Annotated in this window: 18 protein-coding genes and 1 pseudogene; 4 read left to right on the forward strand and 15 right to left on the reverse strand. The window is 70.1% G+C overall.

The window, feature by feature from the left end; translation table 11 throughout:
- Nucleotides 1–33: 33 nt before the first annotated feature.
- From ACIOD2_RS14820 to ACIOD2_RS14835, 4 genes are all read right to left on the reverse strand, one after another.
- Complete coding sequence (locus ACIOD2_RS14820) at nucleotides 34–903, reverse strand: carbohydrate ABC transporter permease (RefSeq protein ID WP_392773505.1); 870 nt, start codon at nucleotides 901–903, stop codon at nucleotides 34–36.
- Nucleotides 900–1,874, reverse strand: a complete 975-nt coding sequence (locus ACIOD2_RS14825) for a carbohydrate ABC transporter permease (protein ID WP_400537894.1) — start codon at nucleotides 1,872–1,874, stop codon at nucleotides 900–902. The genes ACIOD2_RS14820 and ACIOD2_RS14825 overlap by 4 nt, the downstream gene beginning before the upstream one ends.
- Nucleotides 1,852–3,228, reverse strand: coding sequence for an ABC transporter substrate-binding protein (locus ACIOD2_RS14830; RefSeq protein WP_400537896.1), 1,377 nt, complete (start codon nucleotides 3,226–3,228; stop codon nucleotides 1,852–1,854). Before ACIOD2_RS14830 ends, ACIOD2_RS14825 begins: the two co-directional genes overlap by 23 nt.
- 232 nt (nucleotides 3,229–3,460) lie before the next feature.
- A complete protein-coding gene (locus ACIOD2_RS14835; protein WP_323334255.1) occupies nucleotides 3,461–4,468 on the reverse strand; it encodes a LacI family DNA-binding transcriptional regulator in 1,008 nt (335 codons plus the stop codon).
- Between the two features lie 152 nt (nucleotides 4,469–4,620).
- On the opposite strand from ACIOD2_RS14835, the gene ACIOD2_RS14840 reads away from it, so the two are divergent.
- Nucleotides 4,621–5,694: a hypothetical protein gene (locus ACIOD2_RS14840; protein ID WP_400537899.1), complete on the forward strand. Its 1,074-nt coding sequence runs from the start codon at nucleotides 4,621–4,623 to the stop codon at nucleotides 5,692–5,694.
- On the opposite strand, the gene ACIOD2_RS14845 is transcribed toward ACIOD2_RS14840, so the two are convergent.
- The 4 genes and pseudogenes from ACIOD2_RS14845 to ACIOD2_RS14860 form a co-directional block, all read right to left on the reverse strand.
- On the reverse strand, nucleotides 5,640–7,058 hold the full coding sequence (locus ACIOD2_RS14845; protein WP_400537901.1) for a sensor histidine kinase: 1,419 nt from the start codon (nucleotides 7,056–7,058) through the stop codon (nucleotides 5,640–5,642). The genes ACIOD2_RS14840 and ACIOD2_RS14845 overlap by 55 nt on opposite strands.
- 50 nt (nucleotides 7,059–7,108) lie before the next feature.
- Nucleotides 7,109–7,797 (reverse strand): annotated as a pseudogene (locus ACIOD2_RS14850) (winged helix-turn-helix domain-containing protein).
- A 97-nt stretch (nucleotides 7,798–7,894) separates the two neighbouring features.
- Complete coding sequence (locus ACIOD2_RS14855) at nucleotides 7,895–10,087, reverse strand: discoidin domain-containing protein (RefSeq protein ID WP_400537903.1); 2,193 nt, start codon at nucleotides 10,085–10,087, stop codon at nucleotides 7,895–7,897.
- Nucleotides 10,088–10,110: 23 nt separating this feature from the next.
- Nucleotides 10,111–12,432, reverse strand: coding sequence for a discoidin domain-containing protein (locus ACIOD2_RS14860; protein ID WP_400537905.1), 2,322 nt, complete (start codon nucleotides 12,430–12,432; stop codon nucleotides 10,111–10,113).
- A gap of 208 nt (nucleotides 12,433–12,640) precedes the next feature.
- Between ACIOD2_RS14860 and ACIOD2_RS14865 the strand changes: the two genes are divergently transcribed.
- Nucleotides 12,641–13,426, forward strand: coding sequence for a class I SAM-dependent methyltransferase (locus ACIOD2_RS14865; protein ID WP_400537907.1), 786 nt, complete (start codon nucleotides 12,641–12,643; stop codon nucleotides 13,424–13,426).
- A gap of 1 nt (nucleotide 13,427) precedes the next feature.
- Nucleotides 13,428–14,357 (forward strand): alpha/beta hydrolase fold domain-containing protein, encoded by a 930-nt coding sequence (locus ACIOD2_RS14870; protein ID WP_400537909.1) that lies wholly within the window; start codon nucleotides 13,428–13,430, stop codon nucleotides 14,355–14,357.
- On the opposite strand, the gene ACIOD2_RS14875 is transcribed toward ACIOD2_RS14870, so the two are convergent.
- From ACIOD2_RS14875 to ACIOD2_RS14895, 5 genes are all read right to left on the reverse strand, one after another.
- Nucleotides 14,323–16,077 carry a choline/carnitine O-acyltransferase gene (locus tag ACIOD2_RS14875; RefSeq protein WP_400537911.1) on the reverse strand — a complete coding sequence of 585 codons (1,755 nt, stop codon included), beginning with the start codon at nucleotides 16,075–16,077 and terminating at the stop codon, nucleotides 14,323–14,325. The genes ACIOD2_RS14870 and ACIOD2_RS14875 overlap by 35 nt on opposite strands.
- A gap of 13 nt (nucleotides 16,078–16,090) precedes the next feature.
- Nucleotides 16,091–16,939 (reverse strand): class I SAM-dependent methyltransferase, encoded by an 849-nt coding sequence (locus ACIOD2_RS14880; RefSeq protein ID WP_400537913.1) that lies wholly within the window; start codon nucleotides 16,937–16,939, stop codon nucleotides 16,091–16,093.
- A 17-nt stretch (nucleotides 16,940–16,956) separates the two neighbouring features.
- Nucleotides 16,957–17,814 (reverse strand): arpA protein, encoded by an 858-nt coding sequence (locus tag ACIOD2_RS14885; RefSeq protein ID WP_400537915.1) that lies wholly within the window; start codon nucleotides 17,812–17,814, stop codon nucleotides 16,957–16,959.
- Nucleotides 17,815–17,925: 111 nt separating this feature from the next.
- Nucleotides 17,926–18,462, reverse strand: coding sequence for a DUF4232 domain-containing protein (locus ACIOD2_RS14890; protein ID WP_400537917.1), 537 nt, complete (start codon nucleotides 18,460–18,462; stop codon nucleotides 17,926–17,928).
- Nucleotides 18,463–18,512: 50 nt separating this feature from the next.
- Nucleotides 18,513–21,110 carry a bifunctional FO biosynthesis protein CofGH gene (locus ACIOD2_RS14895; RefSeq protein WP_400537919.1) on the reverse strand — a complete coding sequence of 866 codons (2,598 nt, stop codon included), beginning with the start codon at nucleotides 21,108–21,110 and terminating at the stop codon, nucleotides 18,513–18,515.
- Between the two features lie 153 nt (nucleotides 21,111–21,263).
- Here ACIOD2_RS14895 and ACIOD2_RS14900 point away from each other — a divergent pair, with 153 nt between their 5' ends.
- Entirely contained in the window at nucleotides 21,264–22,820 is a 1,557-nt protein-coding gene (locus ACIOD2_RS14900; protein ID WP_400537921.1) for a transposase, read from the forward strand.
- Here ACIOD2_RS14900 and ACIOD2_RS14905 read toward each other — a convergent pair.
- Complete coding sequence (locus ACIOD2_RS14905; protein WP_400537923.1) at nucleotides 22,805–23,563, reverse strand: SDR family oxidoreductase; 759 nt, start codon at nucleotides 23,561–23,563, stop codon at nucleotides 22,805–22,807. The genes ACIOD2_RS14900 and ACIOD2_RS14905 overlap by 16 nt on opposite strands.
- Nucleotides 23,560–24,360, reverse strand: coding sequence for an alpha/beta fold hydrolase (locus tag ACIOD2_RS14910; RefSeq protein WP_400537925.1), 801 nt, complete (start codon nucleotides 24,358–24,360; stop codon nucleotides 23,560–23,562). The genes ACIOD2_RS14905 and ACIOD2_RS14910 overlap by 4 nt, the downstream gene beginning before the upstream one ends.
- Between the last annotated feature and the right edge of the window lie 477 nt (nucleotides 24,361–24,837).

Below are 24,837 nucleotides of genomic sequence, written 5' to 3' on the forward strand. Positions count from 1 at the left end.
CCTCCTAGTAGTCGTGGAAACCCCGGGCGCGGCTCAGCCCTTGACGGCGCCGGCGGTCAGCCCGGCGAGGATCTGCCGCTGGAACGCCAGGAACAGCGCCACCATCGGCAGGCTGGCCAGCACCATCCCGGCGACGAGCACGTTGAGCGGCATGTCGATCGCCACCCGTTGCAGCATCACCGAAAGGGTCTGCTTTTCGGTGTCCGGGAACACCAGCAGCGGCCAGATGAAGTCCTTCCACGCGGTGACCACCGCGAGGATCGACACCACGGCCAGGATCGGCCGCGAGATCGGCAGGATGATCCGCCACAGCGTGCGCACCGGCCCGGCGCCGTCGATGCGCGCCGCTTCGATCAGCTCGTCCGGGATCTGGTCGAAGAACCGCTTCAGCAGGTAGATGTTGAACGCGTTCGCCGCCGCCGGGAGCCACACCGCGGTCGGCGAGTTGATCAGGTTCAGGTGCACCAGCGGCAGGTCCGTCACCGTCACGTACGTCGGCACCAGCAACGCCGTGGCCGGCAGCATCAGCGTGGCCAGCATCAGGCCCAGCACGACGTTGCCGAACTTCGGGCGCAGCTTCGACAATGCGAACGCGGCCGGGACGTCGATGGCCAGCTGCGCCAGCCACGCGCCGCCGGCGACGATCAGCGTGTTGAGGAAGTACTTGCCCAGGCTCAGCTGGTCCCACGCTTCGCCGAACGTCTCGGGGTGCCACTCGTGCGGGATCAGCGTGGCCGGCGTCTGCGCCAGTTCCTGCGGTGACTTCATCGCCCCGGTGACGACCCAGTACAGCGGGAACATGAACGCCAGGACGAACACGACGAGCGTGCAGGCGAAGATCACGCCGTAGACAGCCTTGCCCCGGCGGCTGCGCAGCGAGCCGGGGGAGACGAGGGTCCTCATGTCTGGTCCGCCTTCCGCGTCAGCCGGACGTACCACGCCGAGAACACGCCCAGCGCGATGAACAGCAGCAGGCTCATCGCACTCGCCGAGCCGAAGTCGTTGTAGACGAAGGCGTACCGGTAGAGCAGGAGCAGCACGGTGACCGTGGAGTCGTCCGGGCCACCGCCGGTCATCACGTACGGCTCGGTGAACACCTGCATCGTCGCGACGATCTGCAGCAGCAGGAGCACCAGCAGCACGAACCGGGTCTGCGGGAACGTGACGTGCCGCAGCCGCTGCCACATCCCGGCGCCGTCGAGCTCCGCGGCTTCGTACAGCTCGCCGGGGATCGTGCCCAATGCGGCCAGGTAGATCAGCGTGGTGCTGCCCATGTTGGCCCAGGTGGAGACGAACACCAGCGACAGCATCGCGGTGGTGGAGGAGTCGAGCCACTGGCCACCGGGCAGGCCCACCGCGCCGAGCGCGGAGTTGAACAGGCCGGGACCCGGGTCGTAGAACCACTTCCACATCAGCGCGGTGACGACCGGCGGCAGCATCACCGGCAGGTACACCGCGAGCCGGAAGAACGCCTTCGCGTGCCGGATCTCGTTCAGCAGCACCGCCGTGAGGAACGGGACGGCGAAGCCGAAGACCAGCGCCAGCCCGGTGAACAGCAGGGTGTTGCGCCAGGCGACACCGAACAGCGGGTCTTCGAACAGCCGGCTGAAGTTGTCGAACCCGACCCACGTCGGCGCGTTGACGAAGTCGACCTGCTGGAAGCTCAGCAGCACGCCCCGCACGATCGGGTACCAGGAGAACAGCGCGAACACCACGAGCGCGGCGCAGAGCAGGCCGTAAGCGGTGAGGTTCTCCTTCAGCTTGCGCCGGAACCTCGTCCGGCGGCGGTCCTCCGGGGAGGCGGCCGGCCGCCTGGCCCGCGACGAGGACGTCGCGGGCCAGGCGAGAAGGCTACTTGACCTGGGCGAGGACACTGTTGACCTTCGACGACGCGGACGACAGCTGCTGGTCGATGTTCGCGTTCTGGTCGGTGAGCACCGCCTGCATGACGCTGTCGAGGGCGGCGTAGACCTGCTGGGCGTTGGGCGGCTCGATGCTGCCCTTGATGTTGCTGGTCGTGTCCACATAGGACTTGTAGTTCTCGGCGGGAACGTTGGCGTACTTGGCCTTCAGCGCCAGCTGCTGGTCACGCACGGCGCCCTGCCAGACGTCCGGGGTGGGCTCGGCCGGCAGCCCGACCGGCTGCTTGCCGTCGACGTACTGCTTGATGTGCTTCTCGAAGCGGTCCGGGTTCAGGTACTTCCACTGGATCCACTCGAGGCCGGCCTTGATCTTCTCCGGCGAGGCCTTCGGGTTGAGCATGTAACCCTCGCCGCCGAGCAGGGTGCCCTGCCCGCCGGGCATGCCCGCGACGCCGTAGTCCTCGTACTTGCCGTTGAACTGCTTGACCAGCACCGGCACGTTGTCCGGGGCGGCCATGTACATGCCGAGCTGGCCGGCACCCATCATCCGCTGCACGTCCGTGGCTTCCAGGAGCTGCTTGGCGCCCATGGAGTTGTCGGTCCAGCGCATGTCGTGCAGGTACTGCAGGGCCTGCTTGCCCTTTTCGTTGTCGAAGTCGGCGACCCACTTGTCGCCGTCCTTGCGGGCGATGTCGCCGCCCATCGAGTACAGCCAGCTGGTCATGTGCCAGCCACCCTGGTTGTTCTTGCTGTAGTCGGCGTACCCGACGGTGCCGTTGCCCAGCGCGGAGATCTTCTTCGCGTCCTCGCGGACCTCGTCCCACGTCGCCGGCGGCTTGTTCGGGTCGAGCCCGGCCTTCTGGAACAGCGTGCGGTTGTAGAGCAGGCCCATCGTGTAGTTCATCGTCGGCAGGCCGAACAGCTTGCCGCTCGCGTCACGGAAGTTGTCCAGCAGTTCCGGCTTGATGTCGCCGATGTGCGGGACGCTCTTCGCGGCTTCCGTGATGTCCGCGGCTTGATGACGCGTGATGATCTGCGCCGGGTCGGTGAAGTAGACGTAGTAGACGTCCTCGAGCTGGCCGCCGGCGAGCTTCGCGGAGAACGTCTTCGGGTCCATGAACCCCTCGTGGGGCTCGATCTGGATGTTCGGGTGCGACGCCTCGAACTCCTTGACGTCGGCGTCGAACACGCTGCGCTCGAACGGCTGGCTGGTGGGCGGCTGGCCGGTGACCGTGATCTTCACCTTGCTCCCGGGCGCGGCGGTGTTGCCGTCGTCGCCGCAGGCGGCCACCCCCAGTGCGAGGCCACCTGCGGCCAGTACGCAGAACAAGCGACGGGGTAAGGATCGGGACCAGGGACTGCTCATCTCAAGCCTCTTCTCGGGGTCGCGACGGCTGTCACGTGATTGCGGTCACTCTAAAGTGTGAGACCGGATCGACGCAATAAGACGACGAGACTTTGCAAGTTACGAACAGGCTGCAGTCGGACCCCGAGAGCGAGCGGGGACGAGTGGGTACCGCCGAACGCCTCAGCGCGCCCTGGGCGCGCGAAAAGGCGCGACGGCTCGGAAGTCGTCGCGCCTCGGGGGAACGCGGGGGTCAGGCGATGCGGCGGGCTGTTGAGCCCCGGACCACCAGCTCCGGCGCGAACAGCAGCTCCTCCGCCGCCACCTCGCCACCGTTGATGCGCTTGACCAGCAGCTCGACCACCGCACGGCCCATCGCCTCGATCGGCTGGCGAGTGGTCGTCAGCGGCGGGTCGGTGCAGTTCATCAGGGCCGAGTCGTCGTAGCCGACCACCGAGACGTCGTCGGGTACCGACAGGCCCTGCCGCCGGGCCGCGCGGACCGCGCCGAGGGCCAGCAGGTCGCTCGCGCACAGCACCGCGGTCGCGCCGCGCGGGTACAGCCGGGCCGCCGCCGCGTGGCCGCCTTCGATGGAGAACATGCCGTGCTCGACGAGCTCGTCCAGCACCGGCAGGCCGAGCTTCGACGCGTACGCCTGGAACGCCTCGAGCTTGCGCTTCGACGGCACGTGGTCGGTCGGCCCGAGGACCAGGCCGATCTTCTCGTGCCCGAGCGAGCTGAGGTGCCCGACGACCTGCTCGACGGCGACCGCGTCGTCGCACGAGACCTGGGGGAGCCCGAGGTGGTCGACGGCCGCGTTGATCAGCACCGTCGGGAGCCGACGCTCGACCAGGTGGTGGTAGTGCGAGTGCACCGCGTCGGACTGCGCGTAGAGGCCGCCGGCGAACACCACGCCCGACACCTGCTGCTGCAGGAGCAGCTCGACGTACTCCGCCTCCGACACCCCGCCCGCGGTCCGGGTGCACAGCACCGGGGTGAACCCCTGCTGCGCGAGCGCGTTGCCCATGATCTCGGCCAGCGCCGGGAAGATGGGGTTCTGCAGCTCGGGCAGGACCAGCCCGACCAGGCGGGCGCGCTCCCCGCGCAGCTGGGTGGGCCGCTCGTAGCCCATCACGTCGAGCGCGGTGAGCACGGCGGCGCGGGTGCTGGCGGACACCCCCGACCGCCCGTTGAGCACCCGGCTGACCGTGGCTTCACTGACCCCGACCTGGCGGGCGACTTCGGCAAGACGACGCGTCATGAGTGAAACTTTACAGCAACTGCGCGCAAAAGAGCGACGAGCCTCGTCGGGGCGTTGGTGGCCGAACCGGCGCGGAACCGGTGATCAACCGTCGCGTCGCCCGCACATCCCGTTCCTAGCTTGGGACCCAGGACGACCACCTGGGGAGCTCGATGATCATCAGAGAACGGGTGCACGCACCGGACCACCGCACCCGGCCCGGCCGCACGGTGGCGGTGTTCGCCGTCGCCGTGCTCGTCGCCGCCTACACCGGCTTCCGGCTGCCCGGGCCGTGGGTGGCGACGCTCGACACGGTGTCGGTCACCGACGGCTTCCACCGCCGGTTCCTGGTGGGCACGCTGCTGCGGCCGGTGGCGCTGGCGACCGGGTTCGACGTCCGCGTCTTCGCCGCGGCGAGCTTCGCCGTGCTCGCGATGCTGCTTGCCGTGGTGGCGATCGCGTTCGTGCGAGCCGGCAACGCCAGCCGCCGGCTGGTGATCCTCGCGTGGCTGCTGCTGCCCACCGGCGGCTTCCTCTTCCACGAAGTCGGCTACTACGAACAACTCCTGTACCTGCTGCTGTTCGGCGCGCTGTGGCTGCTGCCCCGGCGCCCCGCCGCGGCGTCCGGCCTGCTGACGGCCGGGGTGCTCGTCCACGAGATCACGCTCCTGACCGTGCTGCCGATCTTCGTCCTGGCCCTCTCGGCACGCTTCCCCCTCCGGCGGGTGGTGCGCCTCGCGGCGCCGCCGGTGTTCTTGGAGCTGGTCGTGCTCGGTGTCCCGGCGTCCGCGCCGGGTTCGGCCGACCGCCTGCTCACGGCGTTGCGGGGCGCGGGCTTCCCGGTCCGGGCGGACGCGCTCGCGCTGTTCGAGCGGACCCAGGAGCAGAGCTGGGCGCTGTACTCGATCGGCGCCGTGCTGCTCACCGTCGTGCCGATCGCCGTCGTGGTGCTGGCCGGTTTCCGCGCCCTGCGCGGGCCTGCGGGACTGCTCCAGAGCACCGCGATCGGCGCGCCCGCGCTGCTGGCGTTCGCGGGCTGGGACAGCGCCCGGTGGGGGTTCCTGCTGGTCACGAACTTCGCCGTCGTGCTGTGGCTGTGGCTGGGCGAGCGCGAACTGGACGGACGCCGGCTCGTCGTCCTCGGCGCGACGCTGCTGGTGCTGGCGCACGTGCCGTTGCCGTACTTCGACGGTCACGCCCCGCGCGAGCTGAGCGGGCCGGGTGTCGTGTCGTTGTTCTCGGCCTGAGCGGCGTTCCGGGGCAGGGTGAGGGTGAAGACGGCGCCGCCCTCGTTGTGCGCGGTCAGCGTTCCGCCGTGGGCCCGGGCGTTCCCGGACGCGATGGCCAGGCCGAGCCCGCTGCCGTCGGTGGCCCGGCGGGCCCGGTCCCCGCGGGTGAACCGGTCGAACAGGATCGGCAGCAGGTCGGCGGGGACGCCGGGGCCGGAGTCGTGCACCCGCAGGACGACCTCGGATTCGCTGCCCGTCAAGAGAACCGTGACCGGCGCGGCGCCGTGCCGCACGGCGTTGGTCAGCAGGTTGGCGACGATCGTGTGCACCCGGCGGGGATCGGCGACGACGGTGGCGTCCCCGGTCACGGTGACGTCGACGCCGGACACGTCGGCGGCGTCCTCGACGAGGTCCCGCAGGCCGGCGGTCTCCGTGCGGAGGTCGGCCTCACCCGCGTCGAACCGGGCGATCTCCAGGAGGTCTTCGACGAGCCGGGCCAGCCGGCGCGCCTGGGTGCCGAGGATCTCGCCGGCGCGGGTCCGGGTGGCCGGCGCGGCGTCGTCGAGGGTGTCGACGACGGCGACCATGGACGCGAGCGGGGTGCGGAGGTCGTGGGCGACGTCGGCGACGAACCGCTGCTGCTGGCGGTCCTTCGCCCGCAGTTCCTCGATGGACTCGCCGAGCCGGTGGGCCATGGCGTTGAACGACTTCGCGAGGTCGGCGACCTCGTCGTGTCCCTTGACCGGCACGCGGACGTCGAGCGCGCCCGCGCCGAGGTCCTTCGCCGCCGACGACACCCGCAGGATCGGCCGCCGGATCCGGCGGGCGATCAGCAGCGCGGCGCCGACCCCGAGCACGCTCACGAGGAGTGCGGTGCGGACGAGGCTCCAGCGCAGTGCGCTCAGATCGCCGTCGTACCGGCTGAAGTCGTGGAACTGGACGAGGTGGTAGCCGGGGTACGCGAGGTTTTCGTTGACCACGAACACCTTCCGGCCGGTCAGCGGAACGTTCGCGTAAATCGTCGACGCCCGGCCGGGGCCCAGTTCGGGCTCGAGGAGCTTGCTTTCCACGGCCCGCAGCAACGTGAGCTTGTCCGGCCCCGGGATGGGCGGCACGTCGGAAGCGCCGCTTTCGGGGGTGGCGCGCACGATCTCGAGCGGCCTGCCGGGATCCTTGCGCACCATCGCCCAGTCCGGGTCGGCGCCGAGGCGGGTCGGGAGCTCGTCGAGCCACCCCGCGGACCCCACCTGCGAGAACTCCTCCACGACCTGCCGATCGGCCGCCGAGGTGGCCACGGCCGACCCGGCGAACCGCCCGACGGCTTCGTCCGCCTGCAGCTGGTAGGCCGCGTACGCCATGACGGCGGTAGCTGTGGTGGTCACCAGGACGACCGCCGCCGTCACCCGGGTCCGCAGTCCGAAACGCGGGCGGCTCACTTCGTGACCAGGCGGTAGCCGATGCCGCGGACGGTCCGCAGCAGCACCGGGCGGGCCGGGTCGTCCTCGACCTTCGCGCGCAGCCGCGCGACCGCGGCGTCGACGATCCGCGAGTCGCCGACGTAGCCGTAGTCCCAGACCCGCTTGAGCAGGACCTGGCGGCTCAGCACCTGGCCGGGGTGCTGCGCGAACTCGGCCAGCAGCCGGATCTCGGTGGCGGTGAGCGGCAGCTCCGCGCCGTCCCGGGACGCCACCATCGCGCCCAGGTCGATCTCGAGGTTCCGGCGCGCAGCACCGTCGAGCCGGATCCCGGCGCGACGACGGCGCGGCGGCCGATCGCCTTGATCCGCGCGTCGATCACCCGCGGCTCGACCGGCTTGACCACGTAGTCGTCGGCGCCGCATTCGAGGCCGGCCACGATGTCGATCGGGTCGCCGCGGGCGGTCAGCAGCACCAGCGGCAGCCGGCTGCGGGCCCGGATCCGGCGGCACACCTCGAAGCCGTCGAGGCCCGGGAGCATCACGTCGAGCAGCACGAAGTCCGGGTCGAGCCGGTCTTCGAACAACGCCTCCAGCGCGCGTTCCCCGGTCGGGGCGTGCACGACGTGATGTCCCAAGGCCACGAGGGCCAGCGAAAGCGCTTCGGCGAGCGCTTCGTCGTCCTCCACCAGCAACAGCCGCGCCACCGCACCCCCCGTCGTCCGGCCGGAGCCTACCGAACGACAGGGGGTGCGGCGCCCGCGTGCGAAACCGTCGGGAAGCCGTGCGGTTTCGTCACACGGGTTACGAGGCCGCCACCTCGAACTCGGACACCTGGCCCGCGGGCCAGCCGGTGTTGCCGGTGAACGTCAGCCGCACGAAACGCTGTGACGTCGCCGAGAACGACGCCGACGCCGTGTTGCCCGACGCCGGGTCGAACGCGTAGCCCCGCGATCCCACCAGCGTCGTGTAGGAGCCGCCGTCCTGGCTGCCCGAGATCGTCACCGTCTCGGTCCGCGCGCCCCACGCCGAGGACGGCGGCAGCTTGAGCGTCACCTTGTTGATCGACGCCGCCGCGCCCAGGTCCACGGTCAGCGTCTGCGGGAACGCGTTGTTCGCGCTCTCCCAGTAGCTGTCCGCGTTGCCGTCGTTCGCGTTGCCCGGCGGGAACCCGCCCTGGGACGACGACGAGCTGATCGCCTTGCCCCGCGCGATGTTGCTGCCGGACTGTGGCGGTTGCTGCGGGCCCGAGTTCGGCGCGGGCCAGCTCGAGCAGTCGGTCCAGGTGCCGGTCCAGCCGCTGTTGCCCGAGCCGCCGAAGGTCATCTTCGGGATCGAAGACGGGTACGGGCAGTTGTACGTGCCGGTGACCCCGACGCCGGACGCGCTCAGGTTGCTGATCGACACCGACCCCTGCGTCTGCGACTGCGCCACGAACGTGCCGACGCCCTGCACCGAGACGCCGTCGATCGTGATGCCCTGGATCTGCTTGCCGGCCCCGTTGCCGTCGATGAACTGGATCGCCTCGTACGGGCTCTGGATCGCGGTGAACCCGGTGACGCGGATCGTCACGCCGGTGATCGCCTGGTCACGCGCGTCGAACCACAGCGCGCCGACGCCGAACTGCCAGTTCGGGTCGAGCGCCCCGGCCCGCAGCGCGGTGTTGTTCGACAGCGTCACGGTCCCGCCCAGCGGCACCGAGTTGAACCGGTTCGCGACCAGGTAACCGCCGCCGAGCGCGTTGGTGTCCTGCACCAGGTTGCCGCTGACGGTGTTGTTCGACCCGCCGTAGAGCGCGATGCCGTTGGCCAGGTTCGGCTGCACCACGGTGTTGTTCGCGATCGTGTTCCCCGAGTCGGCCTGGCCGTTGGACCAGAGCGCGAGGCCGTCGTCACCGTTGTTGCGCAGGTAGTTGTTGCGCAGCGCCGAGTTCGTCACCGCGCCGTCGAAGTTCACGCCGTCGGCCTGGGTGTCCAGGATGCGGTTGTTCTCGATGGTGAGGTTCGACGACGCGCCGCTCATCAGCCACAGCCCGCACTTGGTGTTCTGGATCCACAGGCCGCTCACGACCGAACCGTTGCCCAGGACACCGTGGAACGCGTTGTCCGGGCTGCCGTCGTTGCGTTCGGTCACGTCGCCGAACACCGCGAAGTCGTACAGCTTGATGTTCCCGGACGCGCCGCCGTTGTTGAAGATGTTGTTGCCGTGCAACACGGTGTACCACGGCCCGGCGCCCCGGACGGTGGTCTGGTCGATCTGCAGTGCCGAGCCGATTTCGAACCGGCCGGAGGGCACGAACAGCTCCTTGCCCTGCGATCGCGCCGCCGACAGGCCGTTGCGGAACGCCTGCGAGTCGTCGGAGGAGTCGTTGGCCGTGGCGCCGTAGTCGGTCACCGACAGGGCGTTGGCCGGCTTCGAGCCCGCGCCGCCGACCTGCTCGAAGTCGGCCAGGTCGATGGTCGCCTGCCCGACGTCACCGGAGTCGATCTGGACGCGGACCTTCGTGCCCTGTGCCGCGTTCTGGCCGAAGAGCAGCCGGGCGTCGTCGAAGAAGTGGTGCGTCTTCGAGCCCGTGATGAACCCGGTGTCCACATAGGAGTACCGAGACGTCACGGACAGCCCGCTGCCGAGCTTGGTGCCGCCGACGTACACCGAAAGCCGCCCGGACGAGCCGTCGGGGATGTTGTAGTGGACGTTGATCGAGTTCGCCGCCGCGGGCAGCGTGAACTCGACGTACTGGCCGGACCCGATCCGGACGGCCTGCCGCCCGGACGCTTCCGAAGCGATGGTGGCCTGCGTGTAGTCGGGGCCGACGGCCGAGCCGTTGGTCGCCGAGCACTCGGCCTCGACCGTCCGGAACGGCACGCTCGCGCCGCCGGACGCCGTCGTCGGGCAGGTCGCCGCGGCCGCGGGAGTTCCGCTGAACAGGACAGTCAGGCCGGACGCGGCCAAAGCCGCGGCCAGCAGCGCCGCACGGCGCCGTGGTGATGGGGACATCGTCGTCACCTCTCCAGCTGAGTTCAGGACGAATAGGCTTCGAGTTCGGACAGCTGTCCCGCGGGCCAGCCGGTGTTGCCGGTGAAGGTCAGCCGCAGGGTGCGCGCGGACGTCGCCGGGAAGGTGATGGTCGCGGTGTTGCCCGAAGCCGGGTTGAACGTGTAGCCGGCCGCGGCCTTGACGCCGTCGACCGCGATCGTCTCCGTGCGCGTACCCCACGCCGAAGACGGCGGCAGCTTCAGCACCAGCCGCGAAACCGACACCGTGGCGCCGAAGTCGACGGTCAGCGACTGCGGGAACGCGTTGTTCGCGCTCTCCCAGTACGAGTTCGCGTCGCCGTCGACCGCGTTGCCCGGCGGGAAGCCGCCCTGCGACGCCGACGCGCTGACCGCCTTGTGCAGCGCCAGGTTCCCGGTCGGCGGGGCCGTCGTCGTGGTGGTCGGCGGCGTGGTGGGCGTGGTCGGGGTCGTCGGCGTGGTCGTGCCGCCGTTGTCCGAGCCGTAGACCGGCGTCGGCCACGAGCCGCAGAACGTCGTGCTCCAGCCCGAGTTGCCGCCCTGGTCGGCCAGGCCGGTCAGCGCGTCCGGGCCCATGCAGTTGTAGACACCCGCGCGGCCGATGCCGGTCGCGACGACGTTCTTCACCGTGCCGGTCGGCTTCGCCTGCAGCTGCCAGGCGAACGTACCCGCGCCGGTGATGCGCACGTTCGTGAAGTGCACGTCGGTGGTCTGGCTGTCGATGAACTGGATGCCCTCGTAGTTGTTGTCCAGCAGGTCGAGGTCGGTGACGTCGACGCGGCCGGTGATGGCGCCGTCGCGGCCGTCGAACCACAGGGCGCCGACGCCGAACTGCCAGTTCGAGTCGAGCACGCCGGTGCGGATCGCGGTGTTGCGCGCGACGGTCGTGGTGCCCGCGAGCGGCACCGCGCTGAACCGGTTGGCGATGTGGATGCCGCCACCCTGGTCCTGGTTGTCGGCCACGACGTTGTCGGACACGGTGTTGTCGCGCCCGCCGTAGATGGCGATGTTGTTGGCGAGGATCGGCAGCAGCACGGTGTTGAACGAGAACGTGTTGTTGTGGTCGGCGTCGTGCTCGGACCACATGGCCAGGCCGTCGTCGCCGGTGTTGCGCAGGAAGTTGTTCGTGACGGTGACGTTGCTGATGCCCTGGTGCAGGTTCAGCCCGTCGGCGGTCTGGTCGAGGATCCGGTTGCCGGACACGGTGAGCCCGTCGAACGGCCCGTCGAGCCACAGCCCGACCTTCGTGTGCTGCAGCCACAGGTTCTGCACGACCGAGCCGCCGCCCAGGGCGCCGCCGATGGCGTTGGACTGGTCGCAGTCGACGCGGGCGTCGACCTGGCCGATGATCGCGAAGTCGTACAGCTTGACCGCGCTGCTCGTGCCCGGGACCGCGCCGTTGCCGGGGTAGGTCGACGTGCCGCAGCTGGCCGGTTCGCCCTTGCCGAAGATGCCCGCGCGCGGGCCGCTCAGCACGGAGTACCACGGGCCGGCGCCGCGGATCGTCACCTGGTCGACGGTGATGTGGTGGCCGAGGGTGAAGGTCCCGGACGGGATCCAGACCTCTTTGCCTTGACTGCGAGCGGCGGCGACGGCGGCGTCGAACGCGCTCGCGTCGTCGCTCGTGTCGCCCGCGGTGGCACCGTAGTCGGTGACGGACAGGGCGTTCGCCGGCTTGGCCGCGGCCGCGCCGACCTGCTCGAAGTCGGCGAGGTCGATGGTCGAGGTCGTGACGTCGCCCGCGTCGACCTGCAGCTTGATCTTGGTGCCGGCCGGGTAGTTCGTGCCCAGCAGCGCGCGCGTCTCGTCGTAGAAGTGGTGCGCGTGGCCGTCACCCGGGGTGTTGGTGAACGGGTACGAGCCGTAGTACCAGGCGTACTTCGACGTCAGCGCGACGTCACGGTTGTGGGAACCGTTGACGTACAACGAAAGCGAGCCGCTCGTGCCGGTGCCGTTCCCGGAGTCCGGCAGGCTGAACCGGAAGTCGATCGAGTTGGCCGGCGCGGTGAGCGTGAATTCGACGTACTTGCCTTGACCGCCCAGCGTCACGGCCTTGCGGCCGGACGCCTCACCGGCGAGCGTGCCGGCGTTGCGGTCCGGGCCGATGACCGTGCCGTTGGTCGCGGCGGTCTCGGCCTCCTGTTCGAGGAACGGCACGGTCGCGCCGCGCCCGGCGGCCAGCGCCGAACCGGTGGCGGGGGACGCGGCCAAGGTGACGACGGTCAGGCCGGTCGCGGCGGCGATCGCGGCGGCCAGCGCGCCGAATCTGACGCGGCGACGCGGTACTGGAGAGTTTGAGGGCGCGCTGAAGACAGGGTGGGGAGACATGGAGCAGCAACTCCTCGTCGAGTACGGGTGGGGACCCTTGTGACCTGGATCATACGAATCGGGGACAAGATAACGCAATAGATGAACGAACTTACGCAAATTTGCGACAGAAACTGACCGCTGCGCCGGATGCCGGACGTCGGTTTCCGTCGCGCGGAGCAGCGCCACCCGCGTTGATTCCCCGAGACCCGCTGCTAGTTTTGAAGCCATGAGCGAGCGACGCGCCGACGGAAGCGCCGGTGACGCCGACTACGGCGCGATCGGCGGGGTGTACACGGACTACCGCGTGCCGGACCCGCGGATCGGCCGGTACATCCTCGACGCGCTCGGCGAAGCGCGGACCGTCCTCAACGTCGGTGCGGGAGCGGGGGCCTACGAGCCCGGCGACCGCGAGGTGACCGCGGTCGAGCCGTCCGCGTCGATGCGCGCGCAGCGACCCGAGGGCCTGCCGCCGGCGATCGACGCCGTCGCCGAGAAGCTGCCGTTCCCGGACCGGTCGTTCGAGGGCGCGATGAGTACGTTCAGCGTCCACCAGTGGAACGACCTGTGGGCCGGGCTCAAGGAGGTCCGCCGGGTGACCCGCGGCCCGGTCGCGATCCTGACCTGCGACCCGGCGCTGCTGCGGCGGTTCTGGCTGCTCGACTACGCGCCCGAGGTGATCGAGACCGAGGCGCGGCGCTACCCGCCGGTCGACGACATCGCCGACGGGCTCGGCGGGCACACGTCGATCATCGGCGTCCCGGTCCCGATCGACTGCACCGACGGCTTCAACGAGGCTTACTACGCCCGCCCCGAGCGGCTGCTCGACCCGGGCGCGCGGCTGTCGTGCTCGGCGTGGAGCTTCGTCGACGACCGCGTGCACCACCGGTTCGCCGCCGAGCTGCGCCACGACCTCGACGACGGCACCTGGGAACGTCGTTACGGCCGCCTTCGCGAGCAGCCGACGTTCGACGGCTCGCTCGTCCTCGTCGTCTCGGTACCCGAAGGAGCCTGACGTGACGCCACCGCCGTTCGACCCGGAGCTGGCGCCGATCGTCGAGGAGCTGCGGGCCCTCCGGCCGCCGCTGGCGTCCCTGGCCGACATCCCCGGCCGCCGCGAGCTGAACGCGGCCGACCACCGGACCGTCGAGGAGCTGGCCGCCGCGTACCCGCGGTTCGCCTTTGCGGAAGAGCACGCCGGTGCGGTGCCGCTGCTGGTCGCGCGTCCGGCCGAGAGCGCGGGTGTCCTCTACTACGTGCACGGCGGCGGCACGATCGTCGGCAGCCACCTCGGCGCGGACGTGCCGAACCTGCTCGACTGGGCGGGTGAACTGAACCTGACCGTCGTCTCGCCGGGCTACCGGCTCGCACCCGAGCACCCGTACCCGGCGCCGGTCGAGGACTGCTACGCCGGTCTCCTGTGGACGGCGTCGCGGTGGGACGGCCCGATCGTCGTCGGCGGCATCAGCGCGGGAGGCGGGCTCGCGGCCGCCACGGCGTTGCTCGCCCGCGACCGCGGCGGACCGGTGCTCGCCGGGCAGCTGCTGATCTGCCCGATGCTCGACGATAGGAACAACACACCGTCCGCCGTCGAGCTCGACGGCCGCGGCCTCTGGGACCGCACGGCCAACAACGTCGGCTGGACGGCGTACCTCGGCGACCTCGATGACGTCCCGGCCTACGCGGCCCCGGCCCGCGCCGCCGACCTTTCCGGGCTGCCGCCGGCGTTCCTGGACGTCGGCACCGCCGAGACGTTCCGCGACGAGGTGGTCGCCTACGCCAGCCGCCTCTGGCAGGCGGGCGGCGAGGCCGAGCTGCACGTCTGGCCCGGCGGTTTCCACGGTTTCGACGCGCTGGTGCCGAAAGCGCAGCTCAGCCGGGCGGCGCGGGCCGCCCGGCTGACCTGGTTGCTCAAGCGCCTGCCAGCAGCTCCTGCAGCTCGCTGACGGCCTTCCCGAGTTCGTCGGCGAAGCGGTGCATCTCCGACGACACGTGCTTCGGCGTGCTGAGGTAGATGTTCCAGCGGTCCGGCAGCAGCACGTACGCGATGCCGATGCACTGCGGGCTCGTCGAACCGAACCCGAAGTACTGGATGTTCACCGACGGCGCCGAGCTGGTGCTCAGGTAGTCGTCGCGCATCTTCAGCCAGCCCGGCGAGCTGTACAACGCAGGTACCGAAGTGTCACCGCGTCGCTTGCCGATCAGCTGCAGCTCCCACAGGTGCTGCTCCGGCGCGTCGCCCGCCTGGCACTCCTTCGCCCGCGAGACGTGCTTCGCCGCCGCAGTACGGAAAGCTTCCCGCTTCTCCTCCGCGGAACCGTTTTCCATCGTCGCGACGAACCGGAAGACCTCCGGGGTGACGACCCGCATTGCCTCGGTCCGGCCGTTCCGGAACTGCCGGGTGGCGATCGACTCGTACGTCGCGCCCGTCAGGCCCTTCGCGCGCTTGTGCGCGAGCTGGTACGCCATCTGCGCGAAGGCGTCGGGAGACATCCCCAGCTCCTTCACGCGGTTGGCGCCGAAGTCGAACGACACGGTCTGCGTGGCCGTCGCGTCCGCGTACGCCGCGAAAGCCTCTCCGGCCGCCCGGGCGTCCTCGCGGAGCGCGTCGGTCAGCGTGAACTCGACCGGCGTGAACCCCGGGACGCCGTCGGCGGCCTCACGCGGAAGCCGTTCCCCGCTCAGCAGCGCGTCCGTGAAGCCGAGGATCGTGGTGCCGTCGAGTTCGCAGTGCTCGACGTTGATCCCCGCGGTGCCGTCCTCGAACACGATCAGCGACACGGCCTTGTCGTACCAGCGGTTGGCGCCGTACAGCAGCTGATCCGCGGCTTCGAGCGTGGTCGACGGCGTGAATTCGTCCAGGCACACGCAGAACAACGCCGTCTCGATGGTCTCGAGCGCTTCGGCGTTGCCCGCGTCGATCAGCGCCTGACGGCTCGACGCCCACTCCGCACGGGCCTTCGTGGTGAAGTGCCCGGCGGGCACGTCCGTGTCGTGGTCGTCCTTGAGGATCGCCCGCAGCCCGTCGGCGAGCTGCTCGGCGGAGTACGGGCGGCCGTCCTCGGCGACGACGTCCATCCGGAAGGGAGTGTCGCGGTGGAACACCACGACGTGCCGCTCCCGCGAGGGCCCTTCCCAGCCCTCGCGGTACGGCGTGCGCGCGTGGTCCAGCGGGTCACCCGGGATCCGCGTCGCCGAGAACAGGTACTGGTGCTGCACCATCGACTGCGGTGCCCCGCGCACGAGCACCGGTGCCACCAGCTCGTCGTCGAGCCGCAGCTTGTAGTCCACGGCGGACGCGGTCAGCTCGGCCGCGCGTTCCACCTGGCCCAGCGGCGATTCGGCGAACAGGAAGAAGAAGTTGGCGTTGAGCGCGATCCGGTCGCGGCGGCCGAGGTAGCGGTACGGCCAGAAGGTGTCCAGCCAGCTGTGTACCCCGGGCGAGGAGTCGTACTCCTCCAGCGCGGCCTGCAACCCGTGGGCCGGGCTGCCGGGCGCCAGGAAGTCCTCGACCGCCGCTTCGGTCTCCGCCAGCTCGTCCGGCGTCAGCAGCGGGCCGCACCACTCCAGGAAGCGGCGGCCGCTGTCGGCGAGGGAAGGCACGGGGACGCGGGGAAGCCGGTCCTCGTTGCCGAACGTGCGGGGGGACCATTCCGGACTGCTCACTCTGTCATCCTCGTTAGTCGGCGGAAACCGTGCTGAGCGCGGAAGCCAGTCCGGCGGCCGCACCCTTCTTCGGTCGGGAAACATACAGCTGCGCGTACAGCCAGCCGTCGGACTCGAACCCTTCGGGATCGACGCCGGCGGTGCCCAGCGAGTCGATGATGTGCTGCTGTTCTTCGGCGCTCGCGAACCGCCGCTGGCGGTACACACCGTCGATGGCCGCGGTCTCGTACCCCAGCTCGGCCAGGCTTTCCGCGACCGGGTCGTAGGAGAACATCCGCAGCACGAAGTGCGCCATCCACGGCCGGGTGCCGCGCGCGATCCGGGCGATCGTCTTCTCGGTGACGTACCCGACGCACCCGGTCGACACGACGAGATCCACCTGATCGAGCAGCGCCTGCTGCGTCTCGTCGGGGTCGTAGCGTTCGAAGTCGGCGTAGATCGTCTCGTCGAGGAACCCGGCGGACCGCGCGTAGTCCAGCGCCGCCCCCGCGGCGTCGAGACCGAAGAAGCGGGCGCCGTCGGGGGTCGCGCGGCTGCGCACGAGCCGCTGGTCGCGCTCGAGCAGCGCGGCGCGGTCGAGGTCCTCGACACCGGGCGCGGTGTACTGCTCGTAGAGGTCGTCCAGGGTCGTTTCGCACCGCAGCAACGCGCTGTTGACGCCGTAGGAACAACCGACGTCCAGCACCGTCGGCCGCGCGATTCCGCGTTCCGCCTGGTATTCCTCGATCAGTTTCGTGAAGTACGGTTTCGCCAGCTGCGGAATCTGGTAGTCCACGCGCTGCAACGTTCCGAAGAACGGACGGGGGTCGGGCGCGGTGTAGATGTGATCGAACGAGATCTTGCCGGTCGAGTCGAAAGGCACGGGCCAGGCTCCTAGATCTAGTCGAGCAGGGCGTCGCCCCGCACAGCGTGACCAGCCAGGTGTTCGGGCAGGACCCGGCCGAAGAGCTGCCTGGTCCGCTCCGGGCTGCCGATGACGCCGGGGCGCTCGCTGTAGGCGAAGATCGCCGAGTGGCGGGCGATCTTCCCTTCCACCCTAGTGACCCGATGCAAGGCGAAGCGGCCTTTGAACAACTGCAGATCGCCCGGACGGAGGCTCAGGCGCTGGACCGGATGGGTGCTTTCCCCGGAAAGAACCGCCCGGACGGCGGCGAAGTTTTCAGCGTCTGCGGAGCGGATGTTCGGGCAGTATTCGAACGTGCCGCCGTCGTTCGCCGCCTGCGTCAGCATGCTGACGGTGTAGGAGTTCGTGTCGAAGTGCCACGGGTGCGCGCGGCCGGGCGCGATCACGTTCAGCGTCAGCCCGGACAGCGGGTCCGCGAGCTCGTGCAGCTCCGGCAGTCCGAAGCAGTCGGCGATGAACCGCTGGAACAGCGGGCTGCCGTAGAGCCGGCCGATGATCGCGCGGGCCGGGATGTGGTCGCGGGCGACGAAGGCGTTGCCCCGCTCCATGATCGTGCGACCCGGGTGGTCCGCGGGCAGGTCCGCGTCGAGCGCGGTGTTGTAGGCGTTGACCTTTTCGATCTTCGTGTACGCGTGCGGTTCGAGCGCGGCGCACTCGGCCCGCAGGACCTCGTGCAGCTCGGGCCGGATGAAGTCGGCGAGGACGCTGCAGCCGACGTCGGCGAGGTCCGCGCGGGTGCGGGCCACGACCTCCCGCCAGGCTTCGCTGTCCGGATCAGTGAGCGGGTAGCGGTCCGAGTCGATCATGTCCAGCGCGGCCACTGAGGTGCTCATCGAAGTCCTCTCGACGGGTGAAGCTGCGGTGCTTGCCCGGGTCGTGAGAAAAACAAGTAGCACAGGGTTCCCGATCGGAACCGTGGGTTTGTGAGCGGTGACACAAGGTGGTCAGTTGCCGATGGTCGTGGCCCACGCGCTGAGCTTGACGGTGTCCGTGGTGCCGAGGTCGGTCTCCAGCGGCTGCTTCTGCGCGGGTTCGCCGGGGATCGGGACGACCGAGATCGCCGCGCCGGTGTGCTTGTCGCCGCTCGTGACGGTGGCCGACCAGGCCAGCACGGACAGCACCTTCCCGCCGGGCGGGACGGTCAGGTCCTGGGGGCCCGGATCCGGGGCGAAGTAGGACGTCTCGTGCAGGACCTGGACCTGCAACGGCGCACCGTCGCCCGCCAGGACCGTCACGTCCGGGTAGCCGGTGACCTTGCGCGGCTTGCTGTCCAGGTTGGTCAGCGTGAGGACGCTGGCGCGGTGCCCGAGTCCGGCCTCGACCTGGCCGACCGAAAGCGACAGGCCGGTCGGCGGCGGAGGCGCGTACGTCGGGCTCGGTGTCGTGGTCGGCAACGGGACGGGCGGCGGAGGCGGGGGCGCCTGGCCACAACCCGCGAGAAGGGCGACGACGATCAACGGTGCGAAGCGGAAAACCCCCATGAGCCGGAAGAGTAGCGGGCGCCCCGGAGCCGGGCGCCCGCTACCGCTTTCTACGGCGTGAGCAGGGGCAGCAACGGCTTGCGCACCGCGGTGGCGACACCGTCGGACGCTTCCGCCGCGGCGATCCGCTCGGCCGACGGCCGGCCGTACCCCGTCGTCCGCTGCACGAGCGGCCGTCCCAGCGGCTCGACCATCTCGCGCATGTCGCTGATCGTCTTGTACGACCCGTTCGACGCGCCGGCCATCCGGCTGATCGTCTCCTCCATCAGCGTGCCGCCGATGTCGTTGACGCCGCCCTGCAGCACCGCGCGGCTGCCCTCGGTGCCGAGCTTCACCCAGGAGCTCTGGATGTTGTCGATCATCCCGTGCAGCAGCAGCCGGGCCAGCGCGTGCACCGCGCGGTTCTCGTTCTGCGTCGCGCCCGGGCGGGCGAGGCCGGCGAGGTAGATCGGCGAGCTCTGGTGGATGAACGGCAGCAGCACGAACTCGCTGAACCCGCGCTTGCCGTGCTTCTCCAGGCCGTCGCGCTGCAGCTTCGCGAGCAGCTTGAGGTGCGCGACCCAGTGCGCCGGCGTGTCGACGTGGCCGTACATCATCGTGGACGTCGTCGGCAGGCCCACCTCGTGCGCGGTGGTGACCACCTTGATCCACTCGGACGTCGGCAGCTTGCCCTTGGTCAGCACCCAGCGGACGTCGTCGTCGAGGATCTCCGCGGCCGTGCCCGGCAGCGAGTCGACGCCGGACTCCTTCGCCGCGATCAGCCAGTCGCGCAGCGAGAGGTTGGTCCGCGAAGCACCGTTGACGACCTCCATCGGGCTGTAGCTGTGCAGGTGGATGTCCGGCTGCCGCCGCTTGACCTCGGCCGCGAGGTCGAAGTACGCGGTGCCCGGCAGGTCCGGGTGGATGCCGCCCTGCATGCAGATCTCGGTCGCGCCGGCCGCCCACGCCTCGTCGACGCGGTCGCCGACCTGCTCCAGCGAGAGCGTGTACGCGTCGGCGTCCGTGCGTCGCTGCGCGAAGGCGCAGAAGCGGCAACCCGTGTAGCAGACGTTGGTGAAGTTGATGTTCCGCGTGACGACGAAGGTGACGTCGTCGCCGACCGTCTCGCGGCGCAGGTCGTCGGCCAGCTTGGTGAAGGCGTCGAGTTCCTTGCCGTCGGCCGACAGCAGCGCCAGCGCGGCGTCGTCCGACAGCCCGGCGGGGTCCTTTTCCGCACTGCGCAAGGCTTCCAGCACGGTGGAGTCGAACTTCTGCGGCCCGGTCTTGATCCGGTCGCCGATCTCTTTCCAGTCCCCGTACACCGAGTCGAAGTCGCTGCGGCGGTCTTCCGTCCGGCCGGTGGTGTCGATCTCGGTGTGCAGGTCGGTGCGGCCGGACTGCTGCCAGCCGCCGTCCGGCTCCTGCCACGGGATGCCGACCGGCATCGCGCCCTCGCGCGCCATCCCGGTGGCCGGGTCGACGAGCGCGGCGACGTGCCGGGTGATCCGCGGGTCCAGCCACGGCTCGCCGGCGTTGACGTACTCGGGGTAGATCGTCAGCCGTTCCTTCAGCTCGAAGCCGGCCTTCTCGGTGCGGCGGGCGAGCTCGTCGATCTGCGGCCACGCGCGTTCCGGGTTGACGTGGTCCGGGGTCAGCGGCGAGACGCCGCCCCAGTCGTCGATCCCGGCGCGGATCATCAGGTCGTACTGGTTGCCGATCAGGTTCGGCGGCGCCTGGATGCGCATCTTCGGGCCGAGCACGAGCCGCGCCACGGCGATGTTCGCGGCCAGCTCTTCGAGGTCGGCGTCCGGCGTCGCGCGCATCTTCGTGTCCGGCTTGGCCCGGAAGTTCTGCACGATGACTTCCTGGATGCCGCCGTAGGTCTTGGCGATCTTGCGGATCTCGAACAGGGCGTCCGCGCGCTCGTCGTGCGTCTCGCCGATACCGATCAGCACCCCGGTGGTGAACGGGACGCTGCTGCGGCCGGCGTCTTCGAGCACGCGCAGCCGGACGGCGGGATCCTTGTCGGGTGACCCGTAGTGCGGGCCGCCCTTCTCGCTCCACAGCCGGGTCGCCGTGGTCTCGAGCATCATGCCCATCGACGGCGCGACCGGCTTGAGCCGCTGGAAGTCCTGCCAGGACAGGACGCCGGGGTTGAGGTGCGGCAGCAGGCCGGTCTCCTCCAGCACCCGGATCGCCATCGCGCGGACGTAGGAGAGCGTGTCGTCGTAGCCGTGCGCGTCCAGCCAGTCGCGGGCCGCCTTCCAGCGGTCCTCGGGCCGGTCGCCGAGGGTGAAGAGGGCTTCCTTGCAGCCCATCTCGGCACCCTTGCGGGCGATGTCGAGGACCTCGTCGGGCGAGAGGAACGGCGATTCGAGCCGGCCGGGGACGGTGACGAACGTGCAGTAGCCGCAGCGGTCGCGGCAGAGCCGGGTCAGCGGGATGAAGACCTTGCGGCTGTAGGTGATGATCCCCGCGCGCCCGGCCTCGGCCAGGCCGGCGTCACGGATGCGGGAGGCGTACTCGGAAAGCTTCCCCAGGTCTTCGCCGCGGGCGTGCAGCAGCACGCTCGCCTCGGCTACGTCGAGTGTCTTCCCGTCACGCGCCCGGGCGAGCGAACGGCGCATCGCGGAGGCGGTCGGGGTGGTGGCGTCAGGATCGGGTCCCATTCCACCCACGCTAGGACCGTCCTCGTGCGACCAGCCAGTGCGTGTTCCGCACCTGGCTCACCCGATCGTGGAACGTGATCGTCGTCGCAGGTCAGCGCGGTGCGCCGGTTGTCGATCAGCCGTCCGGCGTGTATTACCTAAAGGGTGGCCTCGGTGATCGGGAAGAAGATCGGCGGACGGACGTACTACTACCTCGCGGAGTCCGCCCGGGTGGACGGCAAGCCCCGGGTGGTGACCCAGCGTTACCTCGGTACCGCCGACGAGATCGCCCGCGCCGTCCCGGGCGGTGAACCCGCGTCGGCACGCTACCGCGCGTACGGCGACGTCGCCGCGGTGTGGGCGACCCTGCGCCGGCTCGACTTCGTCCGGCGCGTCGACGACGTCGCCGGTCCCCAGCGTGCCAAGACCACGCTCGGGCAGACGCTGGCGATCGCCGTGCTGCACCGGGCGACCGCGCCGGAGACGCCGATCACGCAGTGGTGGGCGACCGGGGCCGCGGCGGACCTGGTGCACCCCCGCGTGTCCACAGTGGACACGGTGTGGCGGGCACTGGAAAGGCTGACGCCCGAACGCATCGCGCGCATCGAGGAGACCGTCGCCGAGGCAGTCCTGGAGGTGCTCGACGACCACGCGGCCCTCGCCGTCGACGTCCCGCAGTTCGCCGCGTTCGCCGCCGCGGACTGCACGCTGCCCTCGGCCTGCCAGGGTGTGCTCGCCGGGGTGGGCCTGCGGGTGACCCGCGACGGCGCGATCCCGCTCGGCTCGCGGCTGTACCGGCGCGACGACGGCACCGCCCCGACGTTCGCCGCGCTGACCGCGGAACTGGGCCCGGCGACGCTCATCTTCCACACCGGGCAGGCCGCGCAGCTCGACCTCGGGTCACGCAGCGGGTTCGTCGGCTCGCTGCCGCTGACCGACCACCCCGAGCTGCTGACCCAGCCCGCGTCCGCCCGCAAGCGCGTCGACCCCGAACGGTTCGCCGGCCTGACCGCGCTGGACACGCACGCGGTCGTCGACGGCGTCCGGCGGCGGGTGATCCTGACGCATTCGGCGACCCTGCACGCGGCGCAGTCCCGCGCGTTCGCCGACGAGCTGGCCACCGCGACCCGCGAGCTGGACGGCCTGGCCGGGGCCCTGGCCGCGGGCACCCACCGCGGCGACCGCGCCCAGGTGCACGCCGAGATCGGCCGGGTCACCCGCGGGCGGCGCATCGAGCGCGTGCTGACCGCGGCGCTGAGCGGGAGCCGGGCCGGGGAGATCCGCCTCGAGCGGCGGATCGACACCGCGGCCGTCGCCCGGCTCGACGACGAGTTCTTCGGCAAGCAGCTGCTGGTCACCGACCAGGACTGGCCGGTCGCCGAGGTCGTCACCGCCTACCGGGCCCGAACCCACCTCGAGTCGACGTTCCGCTGGCTGACCGGGCCCGCCGTCACCGGCCCGACCCCGCGCTGGGAGTGGACCCGGCAGCGGATCGCCGCCCACGGGCTCGTCTCGGTGCTCGCCGCGACGGCGACCCACCTGATGCGGCGCGAGGCCGACCGCGCCGGGATGAACCTGTCCGTGCGCGAGCTGCTGGACCAGCTGGCCGGCATCGGCGAGCTGGTGCTGCGCTACCCGTCCACCGGCGGGCGGCCGCGGACCGCGCGCCTGCCGACCGAGCGGGACCCGGCGCAGCAGGCGCTGTTCGATCTCTTTCAGGACTCCCGGTAGATCTGCAACGCGGAGAAGCTCTGGACCACCGGCATCAGCTCGATGACGTTGATGTTGACGTGCTTCGGCTGGCTCGCGGCCCAGTAGACGGACTCCGCGATGTCGTCCGCGGTCAGCGGGGTGGTGCCCTGGTAGACCTTGTCGGCCTTCTCCTGGTCGCCGTCGAAGCGGACCTTCGAGAAGTCCGTGCCGCCGACCATGCCGGGCTCGACGTTCGTCACGCGGACGCCGGTGCCGTGCAGGTCGCTGCGCAGGTTCAGGCTGAACTGGTGCACGAACGCCTTGGTCGCGCCGTAGACGTTGCCGCCGGGGTAGGGGTAGGTGCCGGCGATCGAGCCGAGGTTGATGACGTGGCCGCGGCCGCGCTCGACCATGCCGGGCAGCAGCGCGCGCGTGACGTGGGTGAGGCCGCGGACGTTCGTCGCGATCATCTCGTCCCAGTCGGCGAGCTCGGCCTTGTGCGCGGGCTCGAGACCCTTCGCGAGCCCGGCGTTGTTGACCAGGACGTCGACCTCGCGCCACGCCTCGGGGAGGGTTTCGATCGCGGTCTTGACGGCTTCGGGGTCGCTGACGTCGAGCTTGAGCGTGAGGACGGCGTCGCCGAGTTCCCCGGCGAGCTTCTCGAGCTTGTCCTTACTACGGGCGACGGCGATCACCCGGGCGCCCTCGGCGACGAACCGGCGGGTGATGGCGTCACCGAAGCCGGCGCTGGCGCCGGTCACGAACACGGTCTGTTGGGTCATGGCTTGGCTCCGCTTGTGGTCAGGAAGGTGCTGAGCGCTTCGTTGAACTCGGTCTCGCGCTCCAGGTTAGGCAGGTGGCCCGCGCCGTCGATCACCACCAGGGTGGAATCCGCGACTTCCCGGTGGATCAGTTGGGCGTCTTCCACGGGGGTGAACTCGTCTTCACTGCCGACGACGACCAGCGTCGGGACTGCGATGTTCCTGAGCCCGGGGGTGTAGTCGGGGCGCTCGGCACGTCCTCTCAGCGCGGCCGCGGCTCCCTCGGCTGGAGCGTTGCGCATCATGGATTTGACGTGCTCCTCGACGTCCGGCCTGGTCGCGCGGGTCTGCGGCGAGATCATCTTGGGGAGGAGTTCGTCGGCGTAGTGCTCCATGCCTTCCCTGGTGATCCTCGCTGCGGTGTCGATACGGCCCTGTTTCACCTCGGCGGTGTCGAGGCCGGCGAAGGTGTCGGCCAGCAGGAGCGCGCTGACGCGGCCGGGGTGGTCGGCGATCGCCTGCATGACGATCTGGCCGCCCATGGAGAGGCCGCCGAGCACGAAGGTCTCCAAGCCGAGGTGGTCGGCCAGCTCGACGAGGTCGTTCGCGAAGACGTCGAGGCCGGTCTTGGTCTCTTCGGTCTTGTGCGTTCCGTAGCCGCGGAGGTCCGGTGTGACGACCCGGTAGCCCTGCTTGGCCAGGTGCTCGACCTGGGGCCGCCACATCGAGCGGTCGAAGGGGTGGCCGTGGACGAGCAGGACGGTCGTCGCGTCCTTCGGTCCCGCGTCGTCGTGCGCGAGGGTCGTTCCTTCTGTCATGCCATCTCTCATGCCAGCTCTCATGCCACTGACGCTAAGCGGAGCTTTGGTGCGGAGCAATACGGTGCAATGTACTCGGAGCAATGTTCTTGACGTGCTCTTCCCGGGCTATTCCCCTGGCGCTCCGGGGGCGTTGGGGGCACACTGGGGCTCGGACGGGCTCCGTCAGGGGTTCTGACCTGCGCTGATCTTGTTAACGGACCCCCCTGTTTCGGGTGGTTTCCGGGCATGTAAAGTTCTCCAAGTCGCCAGGGAAACCGGGTGGCCGCCGGGACACGAACCAAGCTCTCGCAGAAGCGATTGAGTGGGTGTCCCACACAAACTGCTAGGAATAACCCGCTTCGGGTGATGCCGGTCCTTGCGAGGTTCGGAATTGTCCGAGGTGTGTTGCTTGAGAACTCAACAGTGTGCTAGTGAACTAAGCCAGTAGAGCTTATGTATTGAAACCTCGTATGAGGTTCCTTTGAGAGCATTAAA

This window comes from Amycolatopsis sp. NPDC088138 (assembly GCF_044741685.1).
Taxonomy (GTDB): domain Bacteria; phylum Actinomycetota; class Actinomycetes; order Mycobacteriales; family Pseudonocardiaceae; genus Amycolatopsis.

Coding starts and splice junctions, on each gene's coding strand:
- ACIOD2_RS14820 (WP_392773505.1), bottom strand. CDS start 903: ATGAGGACCCTCGTCTCCCCCGGCTCGCTGCGCAGCCGCCGGGGCAAG.
- ACIOD2_RS14830 (WP_400537896.1), bottom strand. CDS start 3,228: ATGAGCAGTCCCTGGTCCCGATCCTTACCCCGTCGCTTGTTCTGCGTA.
- ACIOD2_RS14835 (WP_323334255.1), bottom strand. CDS start 4,468: ATGACGCGTCGTCTTGCCGAAGTCGCCCGCCAGGTCGGGGTCAGTGAA.
- ACIOD2_RS14840 (WP_400537899.1), top strand. CDS start 4,621: ATGATCATCAGAGAACGGGTGCACGCACCGGACCACCGCACCCGGCCC.
- ACIOD2_RS14855 (WP_400537903.1), bottom strand. CDS start 10,087: ATGTCCCCATCACCACGGCGCCGTGCGGCGCTGCTGGCCGCGGCTTTG.
- ACIOD2_RS14860 (WP_400537905.1), bottom strand. CDS start 12,432: ATGTCTCCCCACCCTGTCTTCAGCGCGCCCTCAAACTCTCCAGTACCG.
- ACIOD2_RS14865 (WP_400537907.1), top strand. CDS start 12,641: ATGAGCGAGCGACGCGCCGACGGAAGCGCCGGTGACGCCGACTACGGC.
- ACIOD2_RS14885 (WP_400537915.1), bottom strand. CDS start 17,814: ATGAGCACCTCAGTGGCCGCGCTGGACATGATCGACTCGGACCGCTAC.
- ACIOD2_RS14890 (WP_400537917.1), bottom strand. CDS start 18,462: ATGGGGGTTTTCCGCTTCGCACCGTTGATCGTCGTCGCCCTTCTCGCG.
- ACIOD2_RS14895 (WP_400537919.1), bottom strand. CDS start 21,110: ATGGGACCCGATCCTGACGCCACCACCCCGACCGCCTCCGCGATGCGC.
- ACIOD2_RS14905 (WP_400537923.1), bottom strand. CDS start 23,563: ATGACCCAACAGACCGTGTTCGTGACCGGCGCCAGCGCCGGCTTCGGT.
- ACIOD2_RS14910 (WP_400537925.1), bottom strand. CDS start 24,360: ATGACAGAAGGAACGACCCTCGCGCACGACGACGCGGGACCGAAGGAC.